Below are 16,221 nucleotides of genomic sequence, written 5' to 3' on the forward strand. Positions count from 1 at the left end.
CTGAGGATACCTCGTTAACCCCCCGCCCGCGCGGGGTTAAGGGACGCATCTGCTTATGACTGGAAGCATGTGTTCATGACAGCAGCCCCAAGCGCGCGCGACCGCCCTCTTTCAGGAAGCCTCGCGCGTCTCGCGGCTGCGCGTGACCGCGACTTCGGCTCCGCCCTGCGCGAAGCTCAGGTCCAGCGCCTGCCCCGCCGTCAGCGCGGTCCCGTCCCGCACGATGCGGCCCTGTTCGTCGCGCGCGATGGCGTAGCCGCGGGCCAGTGTGTTGCCCGGATCCAGCGCGCGCAATTGCGCCGTGGCGGCGGCCAGCCGGTTGCGCCGCTGCACCAGCAGCCGCGCATGCGCCTGGCCGAGCTGCCGCGCCGCGCCGGCCAGCCGGTCGGCCGCGCGGCCCGTGTCGGGTACGCGATGCGCCAGACGCTGCGTCAGCAGATTGACGCGCGCGGCGCGGCGCTCCTGGGGACCGGACCAGGCGGTGGCCAGGCGGAAACGCAGGCTGTTCAGGCGCTCCCGCTGATGTTCGAGCCGTTGGGCCGGAGACACCAGTTGCGCGGCGGCGCGGTCCAGCCGCTGGGCAGCGCGTTCCAGGCGGCGCTGCTGACCGCGCGTCATGGCCTCTGCCGCCTGCATGACCCGGCCCAGCAATTCCGAACGCGGCACGCAGGCCAGTTCGGCGGCTGCGGTCGGCGTCGGCGCGCGCACGTCGGCCACGAAATCGACGATGGTGAAATCCGTCTCGTGCCCCACCCCGCTGATGACGGGGATTGCGCTGGCCGCAACCTCGCGGGCCAAGGCTTCGTCGTTGAAGCTCCAAAGATCCTCGATGCTGCCCCCGCCGCGCACCAGCAGCAGCGTATCGACCTCGGCGCGCTGGTTGGCCATGCGCACCTGGGCGGCCAGCCGCCCGGCGGCGTCCGCCCCCTGGACCGGCGCGGGGTAGATGAACACGGGCACCTGGGGTGCGCGGCGCGCCAGCGCCGACAGCACGTCCCGCAACGCCGCGGCATGCAGGGACGTCACCACGCCGATCGCCCGCGGCAGGCGCACGGGTTCGCGCTTGGCGGCGGGATCGAACAGGCCTTCGGAAGCCAGTTGCTCCTTCAGGCGCAGAAACGCCTCGTACAGATTGCCTAGTCCGGCCCGCCTCATGGCGTCAGCCTGCAGCTGATAGTCGCCACGGGGCTCGTAGAGCGACACGCGGGCCCGGATTTCGACCTGATCACCGGCCCGCGGCGTGAAACCCACCGCACTGGCGCGGCTTCTGAACATGACTGCCCGCACGGAGGCCCGGCTGTCCTTGAGCGTGAAGTACCAATGCCCGGAAGCCGCCGCCGTGAAGTTGGAAATCTCTCCACGCACCCATAGCGCCGGGATGCTGCGCTCCAACAACTGCCCCACAGCTTGATTCAGCTGGGCAACCGTCAGGATATCCCGCGCAAATACGTTGTTTGTGACTGTAGATTCAATTGTCATGGGGCTTTCCGATGCGTACCTGTCCACAGGAGCCGCGTAGCGGGCCGCAATCATACCGCGTCCCAGCAGATTTTCCCCAACCGGCCCGAAAGCCAGCAAATTCGAACTAAATCATTGATTTTTATATAACTTTATTGAAAACAAAGCTGCTCGAAATTGAAGCAAACAAGTGCAAGCCCTGTGCCCACAAGCACTTCCGGGAAGTTTTGCACAGAATTATCCACAAGATCTGTGGATAGATTGGGGGTCGTACCGACTTGCCACACCCCCGCCGCACCGTTACAGTTTCGGCTTGATCAGATGCCGGTTCGCGCCGCTTTGCGCGCCGGTCCCCCGGGAGTTGAACGCTTTGCTTTCCATACTGCGCGAGGCCGGCTGGCCGATATGGCCCCTGCTGGCGACATCCGTCCTGGGCCTGGCGCTGATCTTCGAGCGCTTCCTCTCCCTGCGCCGCGGCCTGGTCATGCCGCGCGGCCTGAGCGACCAAGTGGCTGAAATGCTGCGCAACCGCCAGGACACTCCCGACGCGATCAACCGCCTGGAGCGCAACTCGCCGCTGGGCCGGATCCTGGCCGAGGTAATGCGTCACCGCCACCTGCCGCGCGAGGAACTGCGCAACGTGGTCGAGGATACCGGCCGCGCCGTCGCCCACGACCTCAGCCGCTACATCTCCGCCATCGGCACCATCGCCGTGGTCGCGCCCCTGATGGGCCTGTTCGGCACCGTGGTCGGCATGATCGAGATCTTCGGCTCCTACACCCCCGGCGGCGGCGATCCCGCGCAACTGGCGCGCGGCATCTCGATGGCGCTGTACAACACCGGCTTCGGCATCCTCATCGCCATTCCCGCCATGATCGCGCACCGCTATCTGCGCGGCCGTGTGGACGGCTACCTCAGCGCCATGGAACAGACCGCGTCGCGCTTGGTCCGCGCCGTCTCCCCCGGGTCCGCCATGCGCGAGGGCCGTTCATGAATTTCCGCGGCCCCCGCGGCGAGCGCGATGAGCTGGATATCAACCTGATTCCGCTCATCGACGTGCTGCTGGTCATCCTGATCTTCCTGGCGGCAACCACCTCCTTCGCGCGCTTCACCCAGCTGAAGGTGACGCTGCCCCAGGCCTCGATGGAACAGGACACGCCTCCGGCGCTGGAAGTCGCCGTCAGCCAGGACGGGCGCTACGCGCTCAACGGCACGCTCATCGACGTCTCCACGCCGCCCGAAATCGCCGAGGCCTTGCGCCAGGCCGCCGCCGGCAAGACCGAACCGCTGGTCGTCATCAACGCCGACGCCCAGGCCACCCACCAGTCCGTGATCAACATCATGGAAGCCGCCCGGCTGGCTGGCATCGGCCGCGTCAACTTCGCCGCGCAGACCACCCGGTGACCGCCAAGCGCGCCTCGACGCTGCTGGCGCGCCAATGGCAGCACGGCGGCTGGCTCTCCAATCTGCTGCTGCCGCTGTCCAGGCTGACCGCCTGGGAAGTGGCGCGCAAGCGCCAGCGCTACCTGGACGGCACCCGCCGCTCGTACCGCGCCCCCGTTCCCGTCGTGGTGATCGGCAATGTCTACGTCGGCGGCACGGGCAAGACCCCCATGGTCATCGCCACCGTCGAGGCGTTGCGGGCCCGCGGCTACACCCCCGGGGTCGTCAGCCGCGGCTACGGCGTCAAGGTCGGGCCGCACGCCCGCGTCGGGCTGGGCCAACTCGAAGCCGCCCGCTTTGGCGATGAGCCCGCGCTGATCGCCCGCGCCACCGGAGCGCCGGTTTCCGTGCACCCGAAGCGCGCCCTGGCCGCCCAGGCCCTGCTGCAGGCGCACCCCAAGGTGGACGTGATCGTGTCGGACGACGGCCTGCAGCATCTGGCGCTGGCGCGCGACATCGAAATCGTGGTGCAGGACGAGCGCGGCGTGGGCAATGGCCGCCTGCTGCCGGCGGGCCCCCTGCGCGAGCCCGCCGAACGGCTCCGGGAGGTCGACGTGGTCGTGACGAACATCGGCACCCCCGGCGGCCAGCCCCAAGCCGCGGGCAGCGTCCGGCCGCGGCAAGTCCGCATGTGGCTGGAACCGGGCGATACGCGCCAGGTCTCGGGCCGCGGCGCGCGCCCCCTGGCCGCCTTTGCCGGCCAGCCGCGCATCGCGGCGGCGGCCGGCATCGGCAATCCGGAACGCTTTTTCACCACCCTGCGCGGCGCCGGCATCCAGCTGGAAACCGCGCTCGCCCTGCCCGATCATCACGATTACGCCGAGTCGCCCTTCCAGGCGCTGACAGCCGAGGCCATCCTGATCACCTCCAAGGACGCGATCAAATGCGCCGCCCTGGACGATCCGCGGCTGTGGGAAGTGCCCGTGCGCGCCGGCTTCTCCGATCCGCAACTGTTCGACTGGCTGGCGCAGGCGCTGCGCCAGCCAGTCCGGGCCTAGCAAACCGTCCGCCTGGCAGCGCCGCGCGGCCCGGCCCTCGGCAAACTGCTTTAGAATTCCGGTCATGGAATCCCGCCTACTCGACATCCTCGTCTGCCCGCTGTGCAAGGGCCGCCTCGAACACGACCGGCAGCAAGCCGAACTGGTTTGCCGCGCCGACCGCCTGGCCTTCCCTGTGCGCGACGGCATCCCCGTCATGCTGGAATCGGAAGCCCGCGCGCTGGACGACGCCCCCGCTTCCCACTGAACCGCCGAGCATGAGCTTCATCGCCCTGATCCCGGCGCGCACCGCCTCGACCCGGTTGCCCGACAAGCCGCTGGCCGACATCGCCGGCAAGCCCATGGTCGTGCGCACCGCCGAACGCGCGGCGCTGTCCGGCGCTTCCCGCGTCTATGTGGCCACGGACGACGTCCGCGTGCAACAGGCGGCGCAGGCGCACGGGCTGCAGGCGCTGATGACCCGCGCCGACCACCCGACCGGCACCGACCGCTTGGCCGAAGCCGTGGAGCAACTGGGCCTGCCTGACGACGCCATCGTGGTCAATGTGCAGGGCGACGAGCCCCTGATCGAACCCGAACTCATCGACGCGGTCGCGGCCAAGCTGCAAGCCAGCCCCGAGGCCGACATCGCGACCTGCGCCTGTCCCCTGGCCAACGCCGAGGCCCTGTTCAACCCCAACGTGGTGAAGCTGGTCTGCGCCGCGAACGACCGCGCGCTGTATTTTTCACGCGCCCCGATCCCCTGGGCCCGCGATGCGCTGGCCTCGGGCGAACGCGTGCTGGCCGACGGCCTGCCGGCCTGGCACCACATCGGCCTGTACGCGTACCGGGTGTCGTTCCTGCGCCGCTATCCGTCCCTGCCGCAGGGCGCGCTGGAACGTTTCGAATCTCTGGAGCAGCTGCGCGCCATGGAACACGGCCACGTCATCGTCGTCCATCGGGCGTCCAATCCTCCTGCCGCAGGCGTAGATACCCCGGCAGATCTGGAACGCGTCCGACTGGTCTACAGCAAGCAGATATAAGGGTTATTTCCTATGGCGCGGCTCCGCATCGGCTGCTGCATTGCGGCATAATTCCCCGGATCACAAAAAATACACCCCTTCAGGAGCACTCATGCGTCTCATCTTGCTCGGACCTCCCGGCGCCGGCAAAGGCACCCAGGCCGCGTTTCTCACCCAACACTTCGGCATTCCCCAGATTTCCACCGGCGACATGCTGCGCGCCGCGGTCAAAGCGGGCACGCCGTTGGGCATTGAAGCCAAAAAGGTCATGGATGCCGGCGGTCTGGTTTCCGACGAGATCATCATCGGCCTGGTACAGGACCGTCTGAAGCAGCCCGACTGCGCCAACGGCTACCTGTTCGACGGTTTCCCCCGCACCATCCCGCAGGCGGACGCGCTCAAGAGCGCCGGCGTCAAGCTGGACTACGTGGTGGAAATCGAAGTCCCCGAAGAAGACATCATCGAGCGCATGAGCGGCCGCCGCGTGCACCAGCCCAGCGGCCGCAGCTACCACGTGCGCTTCAACCCGCCCAAGGTCGAAGGCCGTGACGACGTCACCGGCGAAGAGCTGATCCAGCGCGACGACGACCGCGAGGAAACCGTGCGCAACCGCCTGGCCGTGTACCGCGACCAGACCCGCCCCCTGGTCGACTACTACTCGTCCTGGGCGCAGCAGAATCCCGCCGACGCGCCGAAGTACCGCAAGATCTCCGGCGTCGGCGCGGTCGAAGAAATCAAGGCCCGCCTGTTCGAAGCCGTCCAAGGCTGATCGGCGCCTCGATGGCTCACAGGCCTTCGGCGCTGGCACCGGAACGCAACGCGTCCGGCCGGCCCCGAAGGCCTAGTCATATCCGGCGCCTGCCGCGCCGCTTTCATCCCTAGAACTACTGGTGGTAGACACATGGAAATCGCGAACAAGGTATTCATCGTCACGGGCGGCGCGTCCGGACTGGGCGCCGGCACGGTGCGCATGCTGGTCGAAAACGGCGCCAAGGTCGTCATCGCCGACGTGCAGGACGAGCCGGGCTCGGCCCTGGCCAAGGAACTGGGCCAGCGCTACGTCCACTGCGACGTGACCCAGGAAGCCGACGGCAAGAACGCCGTAGCCGCCGCGCTCGAGCTGGGCTCGCTCTTTGGCCTGGTGAACTGCGCCGGCGTCGCGCCCGCCGCCAAGATCGTGGGCAAGAACGGCGCGCATCCGCTGGAACTGTTCCAGAAGGTCGTGTCGATCAACCTGATCGGCAGCTTCAACATGATGCGCCTGGCCGCCGAGGCCATGAGCGCCAACGCGCCCGAACCCACCGGCGAACGCGGCGTGATGATCAACACCGCCTCCGTCGCGGCCTTCGACGGCCAGATCGGCCAGGCCGCCTACGCCGCCTCCAAGGCCGGCGTGGCCGGCATGACCCTGCCCATTGCGCGCGACCTGTCCAAGACCGGCATCCGCTGCATGACCATCGCCCCGGGCATCTTCGGCACGCCCATGATCTTCGGCATGCCGCAGGAAGTGCAGGACTCGCTGGCCGCCAGCATTCCCTTCCCCGCCCGCCTGGGCCGCCCGGAAGACTACGCCAAGCTGGTCCACAGCATCATCACCAACGACATGCTCAATGGCGAAACCATCCGCCTCGACGGCGCCATCCGCATGCCGCCGAAATAATGCCCCCACGCTTCGCCCGCTGCGCGGGCTCTCTGCCCCCCGAGGGGACTCTTTTTCCCTTGGGGCGGTCCAAGGGAAAAAGGCGCTCCGGCGTAGAGAAAAAACGTAGGGCGAAGTGTTGCCCCATTCAAGGGGCAATGTTGGTTATGGGGCCTGCCGGCCCCCTTTTTACGTAGTCTTCCATGAGCCTGTTTCGTTCGGCGGCCACGGTCAGCAGCTTCACCCTGCTGTCCCGCATTTCCGGCCTGATCCGCGACATCCTGGTGGCCCGCGCTTTCGGCGCCGGCCCCATCACCGACGCCTTCTGGGTCGCTTTCCGCATTCCCAACCTGCTGCGCCGCCTGTTCGCCGAAGGAGCCTTCGCCCAGGCCTTCGTGCCCATCCTGGGCGCCGCGCGCAACAACCGTTCCGAAGCCGAAGTCCGCACCCTGCTGGACCGCGTGGCGCTGCTGCTGACCGCGGCGCTGATGCTCATCACCCTCATCGGCATCGTCGCCGCGCCCTGGGTGGTATCGGCCATGGCCAGCGGCCTGCGCGGAGCCGCCCGCGACACCGAATTCGGCGCCGCGGTCTGGATGACGCGGGTGATGTTCCCCTATATCTTCTGCATGTCGCTGATCGCCTTCGCCTCGGGCGTGCTCAATACCTGGCGGCGCTTTGCCGTGCCGGCTTTCACGCCGGTGCTGCTCAACCTGGCGATGATCGCGGCCTGCATCTGGCTCGCGCCGCGCATGGACGTGCCGGTCTACGCGCTGGCCATCGGCGTCATGATCGGCGGCGTTGCGCAACTGGCTGTGCAATGGATCGCCCTGGCCCGGCTCGGCCTGACGCCACGCTTCACCCTGCGGTTCCGCGAGGCCTGGGGCGACCCCACGGTGCAGCGCATCCTCAAGCAGATGGCACCCGCCACCCTGGGCGTCTCGGTCGCGCAGATCTCGCTCTTGATCAACACCAACATCGCCACCTGGCTCACGCCGGGCAGCGTTACCTGGCTGTCATTCGCCGATCGCCTGATGGAATTCCCCACGGCGCTGCTGGGCGTGGCGCTGGGCACGGTGCTGCTGCCCAGCCTGTCCGCCGCCCATGCCCGCGATGACCACGGCGGTTACAGCGGACTGCTGGACTGGGGCCTGCGCCTGGTGCTGCTGCTGGGCCTGCCGGCGGCGGTGGGCATGGCGCTGCTGTCCGACGGCCTGGTCGCCACCCTGTTCCACTACGGCGCCTTCGCCGCCCAGGACGTAAGCCAGACCCGGCTGGCGGTCATTTCCTATTCTGCCGGACTGATCGGTCTGCTGGCAGTGAAGATCCTGGCGCCCGGCTTCTACGCCAAGCAGGACATCCGCACGCCGGTGAAGATCGCCATCGGGGTGCTGATCATGACGCAGTTGATGAACCTGGTGCTGGTGCCTCTGATGGCGCATGCCGGGCTGGCCCTGGCAATCGGCCTGGGCGCCTGCCTGAATGCGCTGGCGCTGCTGATCGGCCTGCGCCGCCGCGGCGTCTACCAGCCCGGCCCCGGCTGGGCGGCGTTCGCGCTGCGCCTTTTGCCCGCCTTGGCGGCGCTGGCGGCCTTGCTCTGGTATGCGGACGGACGCATCGACTGGATCGCCCTGCAGGCCCACTCCGGTCAGCGGGTGGCCTGGCTGGCTGGCGTGCTGGCGGCCAGCGGCGCGGTCTACTTCGGAATGTTGTTACTGTTTGGCTTCCGCCCTAGGGACTTCGGCCGACGTCCGGCGCGCTAAGTTCGGACAATCTGCCTATATACACGTCAAAAGCCGGTCTAGTACCGGCTTTTTTTGCATTAGATTCGTCAAGAATTGACAATCAGCCGGTAATCTTTGGTAAAAAACCTTTATTATTTACAAATTGCCATCGAAAGGATCCCCCTTGAAGCACTGCGGGGACATGAAGTGAAGTACGCCCAAGGACAACCCATGGCGGACCAGGTAATCAATTGGCTGCTGTTATTGCGCTCCGGCAAGGCGACCGCCCAGGACTATAACGACTTCCTGGCGTGGCGCGCTGCCGACCCAGCCCACGAGAACGCCTGGCAGCAGCTGACCGGCTCGCTGGAAGGATCGACGTTTGGCCGGCTTGGCGACGCCTATCCCGCCGGCTACGCGACCACCGGCCCGGCCATCCCGCATCTCGCGGCCCCTTCCGGCCCCGCCATTGCGCCCCCTCGCCGCCGTTTTCTGGCCGGCGCGCTGGCGCTCGCCGGTACCGGCGCCTGCGCCGCCTACGTGGGCAATGCCTTCTATCCCCTGGGCAATGTCGCGGCGGATGCCGCCACGGCCACGGGCGAGCGTCGCCGCTACGTGCTGTCCGACGGCAGCCAACTGCTGCTGGACGCGCGCAGCCGCGTCAACCTGGACTTCACTCCCGCTTATCGCCAGGTCCGTCTGCTGGACGGCGCCGTGACGGTGTCGGTGGCTCCTGACGCGCGCCGCCCTTTCCTGGTCCAGACGGCAGAAGGCACGGTCCGCGCGCTGGGCACCCGTTACATGGTGCGCCAGCAAGCCCAGCGCACCCTGGTGGTGGTGCATGAGCATGAGGTCGAGGTCGAAACCATGTCCGGGGCCCACGGCACCGTCCGCGCCGGCACCGGCGCCCGGTTCGACGCGGCCCGCATGGACACCCCGCGCGCCGAACTCATGGCCGAAGCCGCCTGGGAAGCCGGCTGGGTCGAAGCCCGCGGCCGCCCGCTGGCCGAAGTGATCGCCGCCCTGCGCCCCTACCGCAGCGGCACGCTGCGAGTATCCATGGCCGCTGGCGGCCTGCCGGTATCCGGCCACTTCCCGCTGGACGACACCGACGCCGCGCTCGATACGCTGCGCGACATCATGCCCATCCACGTCCGCCGTTTCACGCCCTGGTTCGTCTCCATCAGCGTCGCCACCTGACAACGCCGGCATTCGCCCCGTGCCGCCGGAGCGGCTTCGTTGTATACTAAGCACGGTGTTTTTATCCAGTAGGCGCCACGGGTTTTCCTCAAACGCATGAGGACCATCCGCAAGGGCTCTCCAGCCCAGGGAATTCCTCCCGCAGCGCCCCCCGCCCGGTTGACGGGCGCTCCATCGGCTGATCAAACATTAAAAGCTTGCATTCCCGTAGGGACTTGCTACAATGTTCGACTTTGCCGAATTCAACTTATATAGCAACATGGCCAATACCGCCCAAGCCCGCAAGCGCGCTCGCCAATCCGTTGAGCGCAACAAGCACAATTCCAGCCTGCGCTCGATGCTGCGCACCGCCATCAAGCGCGTTCGCCAATCCATCGCCGCTGGCGACAAGGCTGCGGCTGGCGAAGTGTTCCAGAAGGCCTCCAGCGTGATCGATCGCGTGGCCGACAAGAACATCATCCACAAGAACAAGGCCGCTCGCCACAAGAGCCGCCTGGCTGCCGCCATCAAGGCGCTGGCCTAAGCCATTCTGCCGCCCTGTTTTCAGGGCGTCACGAATACGGCAAATGAAAAAGGATGCCCATGGGCATCCTTTTTTGCGTTTCGGGCTGCCGCAAAGGCTCTATTTTGCGGCGTCCATATACTCCCCTTTGCCCCTTGCGCCCGCCGCGGCTATAAATGCGCCGCGATCCGCTCGGCGAAGAAATCGATGAACGCGCGCACCCGGGCAACCTCCGCCGATCGGGGCGGCCATAGCAGCGAAACGCTGCCCCGGTTTTCCGTGTAATCCTCGAGCACCGGCCGCAGCCGCCCCGCCGCCACGTCTTCCTTTACCAGGTAGCTGGGCGCCTGCACGATCCCCAAGCCGCCGATCGCCGCGGATGCCAGGGCCTCGCCATCATTCAATATGCTGGAGGGTTTGAATACCCTACCCGACGGCTCTCCCTTGAAAGCCCAGGTTTCCGTCCTGCCAGTGGTTGGGAACCGATAGTAGATACAGCAATGCTCACTGAGATCCGCAGGCGTACGCGGCGTGCCGCGCTGGGCCAGGTAGGCGGGCGAGGCGCAAGTCGTGAACGCGTGCGGGCCGATGTTGCGGGCCTGCAGCCCTGAATCCTCCAGTTCGCCCAGGCGCAATACGAGGTCGTATCCGTCCTCGATCACGTCGACGATCAGGTCGTCCAGGTTGATGTCGACCATCACCTCGGGAAAGCGCGCGTGGAAGTCGCTGAGCGCCGGCAACACGATCCTGCGGCCCATCACCGTGGGAACACTGATCTTGAGCCGGCCGCGGGGCGCGTTCTGCACCAGCTGCAACTCGCGCTCCGCCTCCTGGAGATCCTTCAGGATCTTGCTGACATAGCGGTACAGAACCTCGCCTTCACCGGTCGGCCCCAGAGAGCGCGTACTGCGATGCAGCAGCCGTACGCCCAGCTTGAGCTCCAGCCTTTCAACCGCCTTGCCCGCCGCGGACGCGGACAGGCCCAGCTTGCGCCCGGCCGCAGCGAAACTGCCGGACTCCACCGTGGCCGCGAAGGCCACCATTCCACTGAACGATTCGATCGAAAAGGTTCCGGACATATGTTCGCGACTCTAAAGACCGCCACCCGTCTTCTGTCGGAGGCGGTACCGATGAATGATGCATCCCAATGGGATGCCGGGCTGAACGCTGGCTACAGCTGATCCGATCAGCCGTCGATGCGCTTGAACCTCCGATCCTGACACAAGGCTGGATTTTTAGAGGAGACCACAATGAATACAGGACTACGCCACCCTTCGGCGTCAGAAAATTCAGACTTTCAGCACGCTGCCTTCGACATCATCGTGGTGGGAGGCGGTTCGGCGGGCGCCGTGCTGGCCAGCCGCCTGAGCGAGGATCCCGCCCGCCGGGTACTGCTGCTCGAGGCCGGCCAGGCCTATCCGCCCCACGCCTACCCGGACGCCGTCCGCGCCCAGAACATCATCGGCGGCGACGCCAAACACGACTGGGGATACGTGTCCCAGCCAGGCTGGGGCGGAAAGTCCTTCCCGGTTCCGCGGGGCAAGGTGCTGGGCGGCTCCTCGGCCGTGAATGCCGGCGTCTGGATGCGCGCGCCCGCAGCCGACTTCGAGCGCTGGACCCGAGCAGGACTGCCGCATTGGTCCATCGCCGACGCGCTGCCATTCTTCCGCGGCAGTGAATGGACCGCCTCGGGCGCGGACCAATGCCATGGCCGCACCGGCCCGGAGCCGGTGCACCAGTTGCAGGACGACGAAATCTCCGACATGCAGCGCGCGTTCCTGGTTTCGGCCCAGATGGCGGGCCATGCCCGCGTGCAGGACTTCAACAGCGACGCGCCTTTCGGCGTCGGTCCCTACCCGATGAACAACCGCATGGGCCAACGGCTGAACACGGGTATGACCTACCTGTCGGACGTCGTGCGCGCCCGCCCCAACCTGACGATCTACAGCGAGACGCTGGCGGACCGCGTCGAGATTGAAAATGGCCGGGCGCAGGCCGTGATCCTGGCCGATGGCGAGCGGATCGCAGCCGGCGAAGTCGTACTCGCGGCTGGGACGTATGGATCGGCGGCCATCCTGCTTCGCTCCGGCATCGGGCCGGCGGCGGACCTCAAGGCCCTGGACATCCCCGTGGTCGCCGATCTTCCGGTCGGCCTGCGACTGCAGGAGCATCCCTTCTACTTCACGGTCTGGGCCGCGCATCCCGACCGGCTGGGGCTGCCCATCCCGCCGGTTGGCGCCATCCTGTGGACCCGGTCATCCCGGGCCGGGCCCGGCGACGGCGACCTGCATGTCAGCGCAGTGCATTATGGCGACCCCGCCGACTCGCCCACCGGCGCAATCTTCATGCTGGCCCTGGCGCTGACTCGCCCCAGCTCCATCGGCAGCCTCAAGCTGCAAGACCGCGATCCCCGCACTGCGCCGCTCATCGACCTCAACATCCTGGGGACTGCGCGCGATCGGAAACTGATGGTCGAAGGCATTCAATTGATCCGCCGGATCGCGAGCCAGGGCCCGCTGTCCGAGATCATCGCTCAGGAGCTCGTGCCGGGCCCCACCGCAGCAGACGCTGCGGCGCTGGAAGCGGCCCTGCCGACAGCGTTGGACATCTATCACCACCCCACCTCGACCGCCCCCATGGGCGGCGACGGCGATCCTGGCGCGGTAACGGACTATCAGGGACGCGTGCGCGGCATCGCCAGACTGCGAGTCGCGGACGCATCCTGTTTCCCGGACGTCCCCTCCGTCGCCACCAATCCCACCGTAGTCATGCTGGCCGAACGCGTCAGCCACTGGATCAGGAACACGGAGGCCAGATCATGAAAGATGCCGCAAACACCGCCTGGACCCGCAAGGCCTACAACTGGATCGGCGGCGTCCAGCGCTCCGAAGGCGCCCTGAGGGAATCGATCGACCCTGCCACCTACAACATCATCGGCCACTACCCCGACAACGGCTTGGCGGCGGCAAAGTCGGCCGTCACGGCAGCCGTACGCGCCTTCCGCACGACGCCTTGGGCCCATGACCACGAACTGCGCGCCCGCGTGCTGGAGCAGTTGGCGCGGGCATTCGAGCGCAACCGCGACCGGCTGCTGGACATCCTCTCCCTCGAAAACGGCAAGATCAAGGGCGAAGCGGGCTTCGAGCTCGACATGATTCCAAGCAAGCTGCGCTACGCGGCCGCCGCCGCCCTGCTCGAAAGCGGCCGGGCGCTGACGCCCAGGCCCGGCAGCATTTCCATGGTCCTGCGCCAACCCATGGGCGTAGCGGCGGTGATCGCGCCCTGGAATTCACCGGCCGTGCTGACGATACGGTCGCTGGCGCCGGCGCTGGCGGCCGGCTGCACGGCGGTCGTCAAGCTGCCCGGCCAGGTGGCGCAAACAGCCAGCTTCATGGCCGAGATCATGGCCGAGGCGGAGGACCTTCCGGATGGCGTGATCAATCTGTTCTTCGAAAGCGGACCCGATGGCTCCGCCTATCTGGTGGACTCGCCCGAGGTGCCCGTCATCAGCTTCACCGGCTCCACCCGCACGGGCCGCGCGATCAGCGCCGCCGGCGCCAGGCACTTGAAGCGCTTCGGCATGGAACTCGGCGGCAAGACTCCCATGATCCTGTTCGATGACGCGGACGTGGACGCGGCGCTGCCCGTGCTTGAAAAGGCCTTGACTGTCTTCAGCGGCCAGTTCTGCATGACCGGCTCCCGCTTGCTGGTCCAGGACGGCATCTACGCCGAGGTTCGCGACGGACTGGCCTGCCGGCTGCGCAAGGTCAAGGTCGGCCCGGCTGCCGATCCGGACAGCGACATGGGGCCGCTGATCGACCGCGCCAGCGTCGAACGCGTCGACCATGCCGTCGTCCTTGCGATCGCGGCGGGCGCCACCGCAGTCGAACGCGGCGGGCCGGTGGACACAGGCCCGCTGGCCAGCGGCGCCTTCTACCGCCCCACGCTGCTGGAGGTGACCGAAAACAGCCTGGCCATCGTCCAGCAAGAAACTTTCGGCCCGGTGTTGACGATCCAGCGCTTTGCCGACGAGGCCGAAGCCATACGCCTGGCCAACGACAGCGAATACGGCCTGGCCGCCAGCGTCTGGACCCGCGACGTCGAGCGGTCGCTGCGTGTCGCGCAAGCCATCGACGCAGGTTCGGTATGGATCAACGACTGGGCCAAAGTCTACGACAGCACCGAGGAAGGCGGCTTCAAGCAATCCGGGCTGGGACGCCTGAATGGCGTGGCCGCGCTGGAGGACTTCATCGAATACAAGCACATCGCGCTCAAATCCGGCCTCGGCTAATGCCGACCAGCCAGAACATCCATTAGAAAAAAGGAGGCTCCCATGCCGGATTCCATCGCCGCAAAGCTGATTGACGCGCTCCATGCGGGCGCGGACGTCCCGCCAGGCTGCCGCGTCAATCACGCGCGCGGACTGCTTGTGGAAGGCAGATTCCTTGGCGTGCCCCGGGCAGCGCAATTCTGCGCTTCGCCCATGTTCAACGACGCTGAGCAGCCGCTCCTCGCCCGATTCTCGGACTCCGGCCCCGACCCGCGGATTCGCCAGGACAGTCCGCAAGCCGAACCGCGCGGCCTGGCCGTGCGTATCGGACAGGGTTCGCAGTTGGTGCTCGTAGGCCACTCGATCGAAGGTTTTCCCGCGCAAGACCCGCAGACGTTTCTTGCATTCATACAGGCCCTGAACACGCAGCACACCGCCCCCGAGGCGTTGCAAGCCCATCTGGCGACCAATGCGCCGGCGCAACGCTTCGGCCAACTGCAGCAAGACGCCCTGCCCACGGGCTACGCCTCCCGCAGCTATCACATGCTTCATTCCTACCGCCTGACCGCCGCGGATGGCGGGACGCGAACTGGCAGGCTGACGATCCGGGGCAGGAATGCCGATGGCGCTCACAAGGCCCTGACCGGTCGGAACTGTATGGACGAGGCCTTGCGCCATGCAATGGCGGCGGGCCCGGTGGCGCTGGAACTGGCGTTTACCCCGGAGCCGGAACGAGGCATGACGGACGACCCGTCCACGGGCTGGCCAGGGCATGGCGGCTCGCTGCTCCTGGGATATCTGATGCTGGAACGCCTTGCGCCAGATCAGGACGCACAGCGCACCCTGGTATTCGACCCTTCCATCCTGCCTGCCGGCATCGCGTTCGCGGGCGACCCGTTGCTGAAGGCGCGCTTGCAGGCCTACCGGCTGGCGGCAGAGCGACGACTGCGCGGCACTTCCTGATCCAGGCCAGACGCCAGGCGGCTCCGGGCCGCCTGCGCCGCCTCGCGCAACGACGCCATCAATGCATCCACCAGCGGATTGCCCGGCCGGTGCTCCGGAAACACCACGCTGACCCGGAACGGAAACGAGCGCGCCAAGGGGCGGATATGCAGGCCCCGGCCGGCAAAATCCAGCGCAGTCAGCGGGTTCACGATGGCCAGGCCCAGGCCCTGGCGCACGAAGGTACACACAGACACGGCAGTCGTCGTCTCGACGATGGACCGCCGCAGCACGCCGGCTTCGGCAAAGGCTTCGTCGATCTGGATACGGTAGGGATCGCTGGAGGACAGGCTGACGAACGCATGGCCCTCGAAATCGGCCAGCTCGATGCGCTGCCTGCCCAGGAGTTCGTGGGCGTCGGGCAGCACGCAGACTTCGTCCACTTCCAGCAGCAGCTCCACGCGCGTGCCGGCCGGCGCCGCGTCGTGCTCGGTCAGGCCCAGGTCGTAGCGCTGGGCGCTAAGCCATTCCTCCAGGAAGGGCGATTCCTGGGTTTCCAGCGCCAGGCTCACCCCGGGATGGCGCTCATGGAAACGCCGGAACGCGTCCGGCAGGATCGAATGGGAAAAGACCGGCAGCGCGATCACCGACAGTTGCCCGCCCTTGTAGGCCCGCAGGCGGGCCGCGGCCGAAGCGACCCGTTCCAGGCCGGCGTAGGACTGGCGGACCTCGTCGAACAGCGCCAGGCCCGGCATGGTGGGCCGCAGCCGCCCTGCCACCCGGTCGAACAGCGTGAAGCCTATGCCCTGCTCCATGCGCGCCAGCTCGCGGCTGACGGTCGGCTGGGAAGAGCCCAGCAGCTCGGCCGCCTTGGTCACGCTGCCGGCGATCATGACCGCACGGAAGACTTCGATTTGCCGGTGCGTCAGCATCGCCTACCCATATCAAAAATGAATCGATCAAGGAATTTTAAGCATTTTACTGGATGACCGAAGCCGGGCATCATGCCGCCTTGTTTTCACTTCCACCAACAAGGTTTCGCCC

The 16,221-nt window shown here is 67.1% G+C and carries 16 protein-coding genes; 13 read left to right on the forward strand and 3 right to left on the reverse strand.

Translation table 11 applies throughout. The annotated features are described in order from the left end of the window. Window positions 1-111 precede the first annotated feature (111 nt). Entirely contained in the window at window positions 112-1,479 is a 1,368-nt protein-coding gene (gene xseA / locus HV766_RS15295; RefSeq protein ID WP_054452371.1) for an exodeoxyribonuclease VII large subunit, read from the reverse strand. A 349-nt stretch (window positions 1,480-1,828) separates the two neighbouring features. Between xseA and HV766_RS15300 the strand changes: the two genes are divergently transcribed. The 10 genes from HV766_RS15300 (at window position 1,829) to rpsT (ending at window position 9,986) form a co-directional block, all read left to right on the forward strand. Then, window positions 1,829-2,452, forward strand: a complete 624-nt coding sequence (locus tag HV766_RS15300) for a MotA/TolQ/ExbB proton channel family protein (RefSeq protein WP_054452372.1) — start codon at window positions 1,829-1,831, stop codon at window positions 2,450-2,452. Beyond that, entirely contained in the window at window positions 2,449-2,862 is a 414-nt protein-coding gene (locus tag HV766_RS15305; protein ID WP_054452373.1) for an ExbD/TolR family protein, read from the forward strand. The genes HV766_RS15300 and HV766_RS15305 overlap by 4 nt, the downstream gene beginning before the upstream one ends. Further along, window positions 2,859-3,899 carry a tetraacyldisaccharide 4'-kinase gene (gene lpxK / locus HV766_RS15310; RefSeq protein ID WP_175181437.1) on the forward strand — a complete coding sequence of 347 codons (1,041 nt, stop codon included), beginning with the start codon at window positions 2,859-2,861 and terminating at the stop codon, window positions 3,897-3,899. The genes HV766_RS15305 and lpxK overlap by 4 nt, the downstream gene beginning before the upstream one ends. Before the next feature lie 64 nt (window positions 3,900-3,963). Continuing rightward, window positions 3,964-4,146, forward strand: a complete 183-nt coding sequence (locus HV766_RS15315; RefSeq protein ID WP_054452377.1) for a Trm112 family protein — start codon at window positions 3,964-3,966, stop codon at window positions 4,144-4,146. Window positions 4,147-4,156: 10 nt separating this feature from the next. Continuing rightward, the gene (gene kdsB / locus HV766_RS15320; protein WP_054452378.1) at window positions 4,157-4,921 is read left to right on the forward strand and encodes a 3-deoxy-manno-octulosonate cytidylyltransferase; all 765 of its coding nucleotides are present in this window, start codon (window positions 4,157-4,159) and stop codon (window positions 4,919-4,921) included. A 91-nt stretch (window positions 4,922-5,012) separates the two neighbouring features. Next, window positions 5,013-5,669: an adenylate kinase gene (gene adk, locus HV766_RS15325; protein ID WP_054452380.1), complete on the forward strand. Its 657-nt coding sequence runs from the start codon at window positions 5,013-5,015 to the stop codon at window positions 5,667-5,669. 132 nt (window positions 5,670-5,801) lie between these two features. Then, the gene (locus HV766_RS15330; RefSeq protein ID WP_054452382.1) at window positions 5,802-6,560 is read left to right on the forward strand and encodes a 3-hydroxyacyl-CoA dehydrogenase; all 759 of its coding nucleotides are present in this window, start codon (window positions 5,802-5,804) and stop codon (window positions 6,558-6,560) included. Between the two features lie 182 nt (window positions 6,561-6,742). Continuing rightward, a complete protein-coding gene (gene murJ / locus HV766_RS15335) occupies window positions 6,743-8,302 on the forward strand; it encodes a murein biosynthesis integral membrane protein MurJ (RefSeq protein ID WP_054452384.1) in 1,560 nt (519 codons plus the stop codon). 192 nt (window positions 8,303-8,494) lie between these two features. Beyond that, the gene (locus HV766_RS15340; protein ID WP_119449305.1) at window positions 8,495-9,463 is read left to right on the forward strand and encodes a FecR domain-containing protein; all 969 of its coding nucleotides are present in this window, start codon (window positions 8,495-8,497) and stop codon (window positions 9,461-9,463) included. Between the two features lie 259 nt (window positions 9,464-9,722). Further along, window positions 9,723-9,986, forward strand: coding sequence for a 30S ribosomal protein S20 (gene rpsT, locus HV766_RS15345; protein WP_006396042.1), 264 nt, complete (start codon window positions 9,723-9,725; stop codon window positions 9,984-9,986). Window positions 9,987-10,135: 149 nt separating this feature from the next. On the opposite strand, the gene HV766_RS15350 is transcribed toward rpsT, so the two are convergent. Next, entirely contained in the window at window positions 10,136-11,044 is a 909-nt protein-coding gene (locus HV766_RS15350) for a LysR family transcriptional regulator (protein WP_054452388.1), read from the reverse strand. 171 nt (window positions 11,045-11,215) lie between these two features. Between HV766_RS15350 and HV766_RS15355 the strand changes: the two genes are divergently transcribed. Genes HV766_RS15355 through HV766_RS15365 form a run of 3 tightly spaced genes read left to right on the forward strand, consistent with a single transcriptional unit; the run spans window position 11,216 to window position 15,198 of the window. Further along, window positions 11,216-12,787, forward strand: a complete 1,572-nt coding sequence (locus tag HV766_RS15355) for a GMC family oxidoreductase (RefSeq protein ID WP_175181438.1) — start codon at window positions 11,216-11,218, stop codon at window positions 12,785-12,787. Further along, window positions 12,784-14,256 (forward strand): aldehyde dehydrogenase family protein, encoded by a 1,473-nt coding sequence (locus tag HV766_RS15360; protein ID WP_225590302.1) that lies wholly within the window; start codon window positions 12,784-12,786, stop codon window positions 14,254-14,256. Before HV766_RS15355 ends, HV766_RS15360 begins: the two co-directional genes overlap by 4 nt. 42 nt (window positions 14,257-14,298) lie before the next feature. Beyond that, window positions 14,299-15,198 (forward strand): catalase, encoded by a 900-nt coding sequence (locus tag HV766_RS15365; protein WP_054452394.1) that lies wholly within the window; start codon window positions 14,299-14,301, stop codon window positions 15,196-15,198. Here HV766_RS15365 and HV766_RS15370 read toward each other — a convergent pair. Continuing rightward, on the reverse strand, window positions 15,156-16,109 hold the full coding sequence (locus tag HV766_RS15370) for a LysR family transcriptional regulator (RefSeq protein ID WP_054452397.1): 954 nt from the start codon (window positions 16,107-16,109) through the stop codon (window positions 15,156-15,158). The two genes, HV766_RS15365 and HV766_RS15370, sit on opposite strands and share 43 nt — an antisense overlap. Window positions 16,110-16,221 lie beyond the last annotated feature (112 nt).

It is taken from the genome of Achromobacter aegrifaciens, from assembly GCF_902859735.1.
Taxonomy (GTDB): Bacteria; Pseudomonadota; Gammaproteobacteria; order Burkholderiales; family Burkholderiaceae_B; genus Achromobacter; species Achromobacter aegrifaciens.

Coding starts and splice junctions, on each gene's coding strand:
- xseA (WP_054452371.1), bottom strand. CDS start 1,479: ATGACAATTGAATCTACAGTCACAAACAACGTATTTGCGCGGGATATC.
- HV766_RS15305 (WP_054452373.1), top strand. CDS start 2,449: ATGAATTTCCGCGGCCCCCGCGGCGAGCGCGATGAGCTGGATATCAAC.
- HV766_RS15315 (WP_054452377.1), top strand. CDS start 3,964: ATGGAATCCCGCCTACTCGACATCCTCGTCTGCCCGCTGTGCAAGGGC.
- kdsB (WP_054452378.1), top strand. CDS start 4,157: ATGAGCTTCATCGCCCTGATCCCGGCGCGCACCGCCTCGACCCGGTTG.
- adk (WP_054452380.1), top strand. CDS start 5,013: ATGCGTCTCATCTTGCTCGGACCTCCCGGCGCCGGCAAAGGCACCCAG.
- HV766_RS15330 (WP_054452382.1), top strand. CDS start 5,802: ATGGAAATCGCGAACAAGGTATTCATCGTCACGGGCGGCGCGTCCGGA.
- murJ (WP_054452384.1), top strand. CDS start 6,743: ATGAGCCTGTTTCGTTCGGCGGCCACGGTCAGCAGCTTCACCCTGCTG.
- HV766_RS15340 (WP_119449305.1), top strand. CDS start 8,495: ATGGCGGACCAGGTAATCAATTGGCTGCTGTTATTGCGCTCCGGCAAG.
- rpsT (WP_006396042.1), top strand. CDS start 9,723: ATGGCCAATACCGCCCAAGCCCGCAAGCGCGCTCGCCAATCCGTTGAG.
- HV766_RS15350 (WP_054452388.1), bottom strand. CDS start 11,044: ATGTCCGGAACCTTTTCGATCGAATCGTTCAGTGGAATGGTGGCCTTC.
- HV766_RS15355 (WP_175181438.1), top strand. CDS start 11,216: ATGAATACAGGACTACGCCACCCTTCGGCGTCAGAAAATTCAGACTTT.
- HV766_RS15360 (WP_225590302.1), top strand. CDS start 12,784: ATGAAAGATGCCGCAAACACCGCCTGGACCCGCAAGGCCTACAACTGG.
- HV766_RS15365 (WP_054452394.1), top strand. CDS start 14,299: ATGCCGGATTCCATCGCCGCAAAGCTGATTGACGCGCTCCATGCGGGC.
- HV766_RS15370 (WP_054452397.1), bottom strand. CDS start 16,109: ATGCTGACGCACCGGCAAATCGAAGTCTTCCGTGCGGTCATGATCGCC.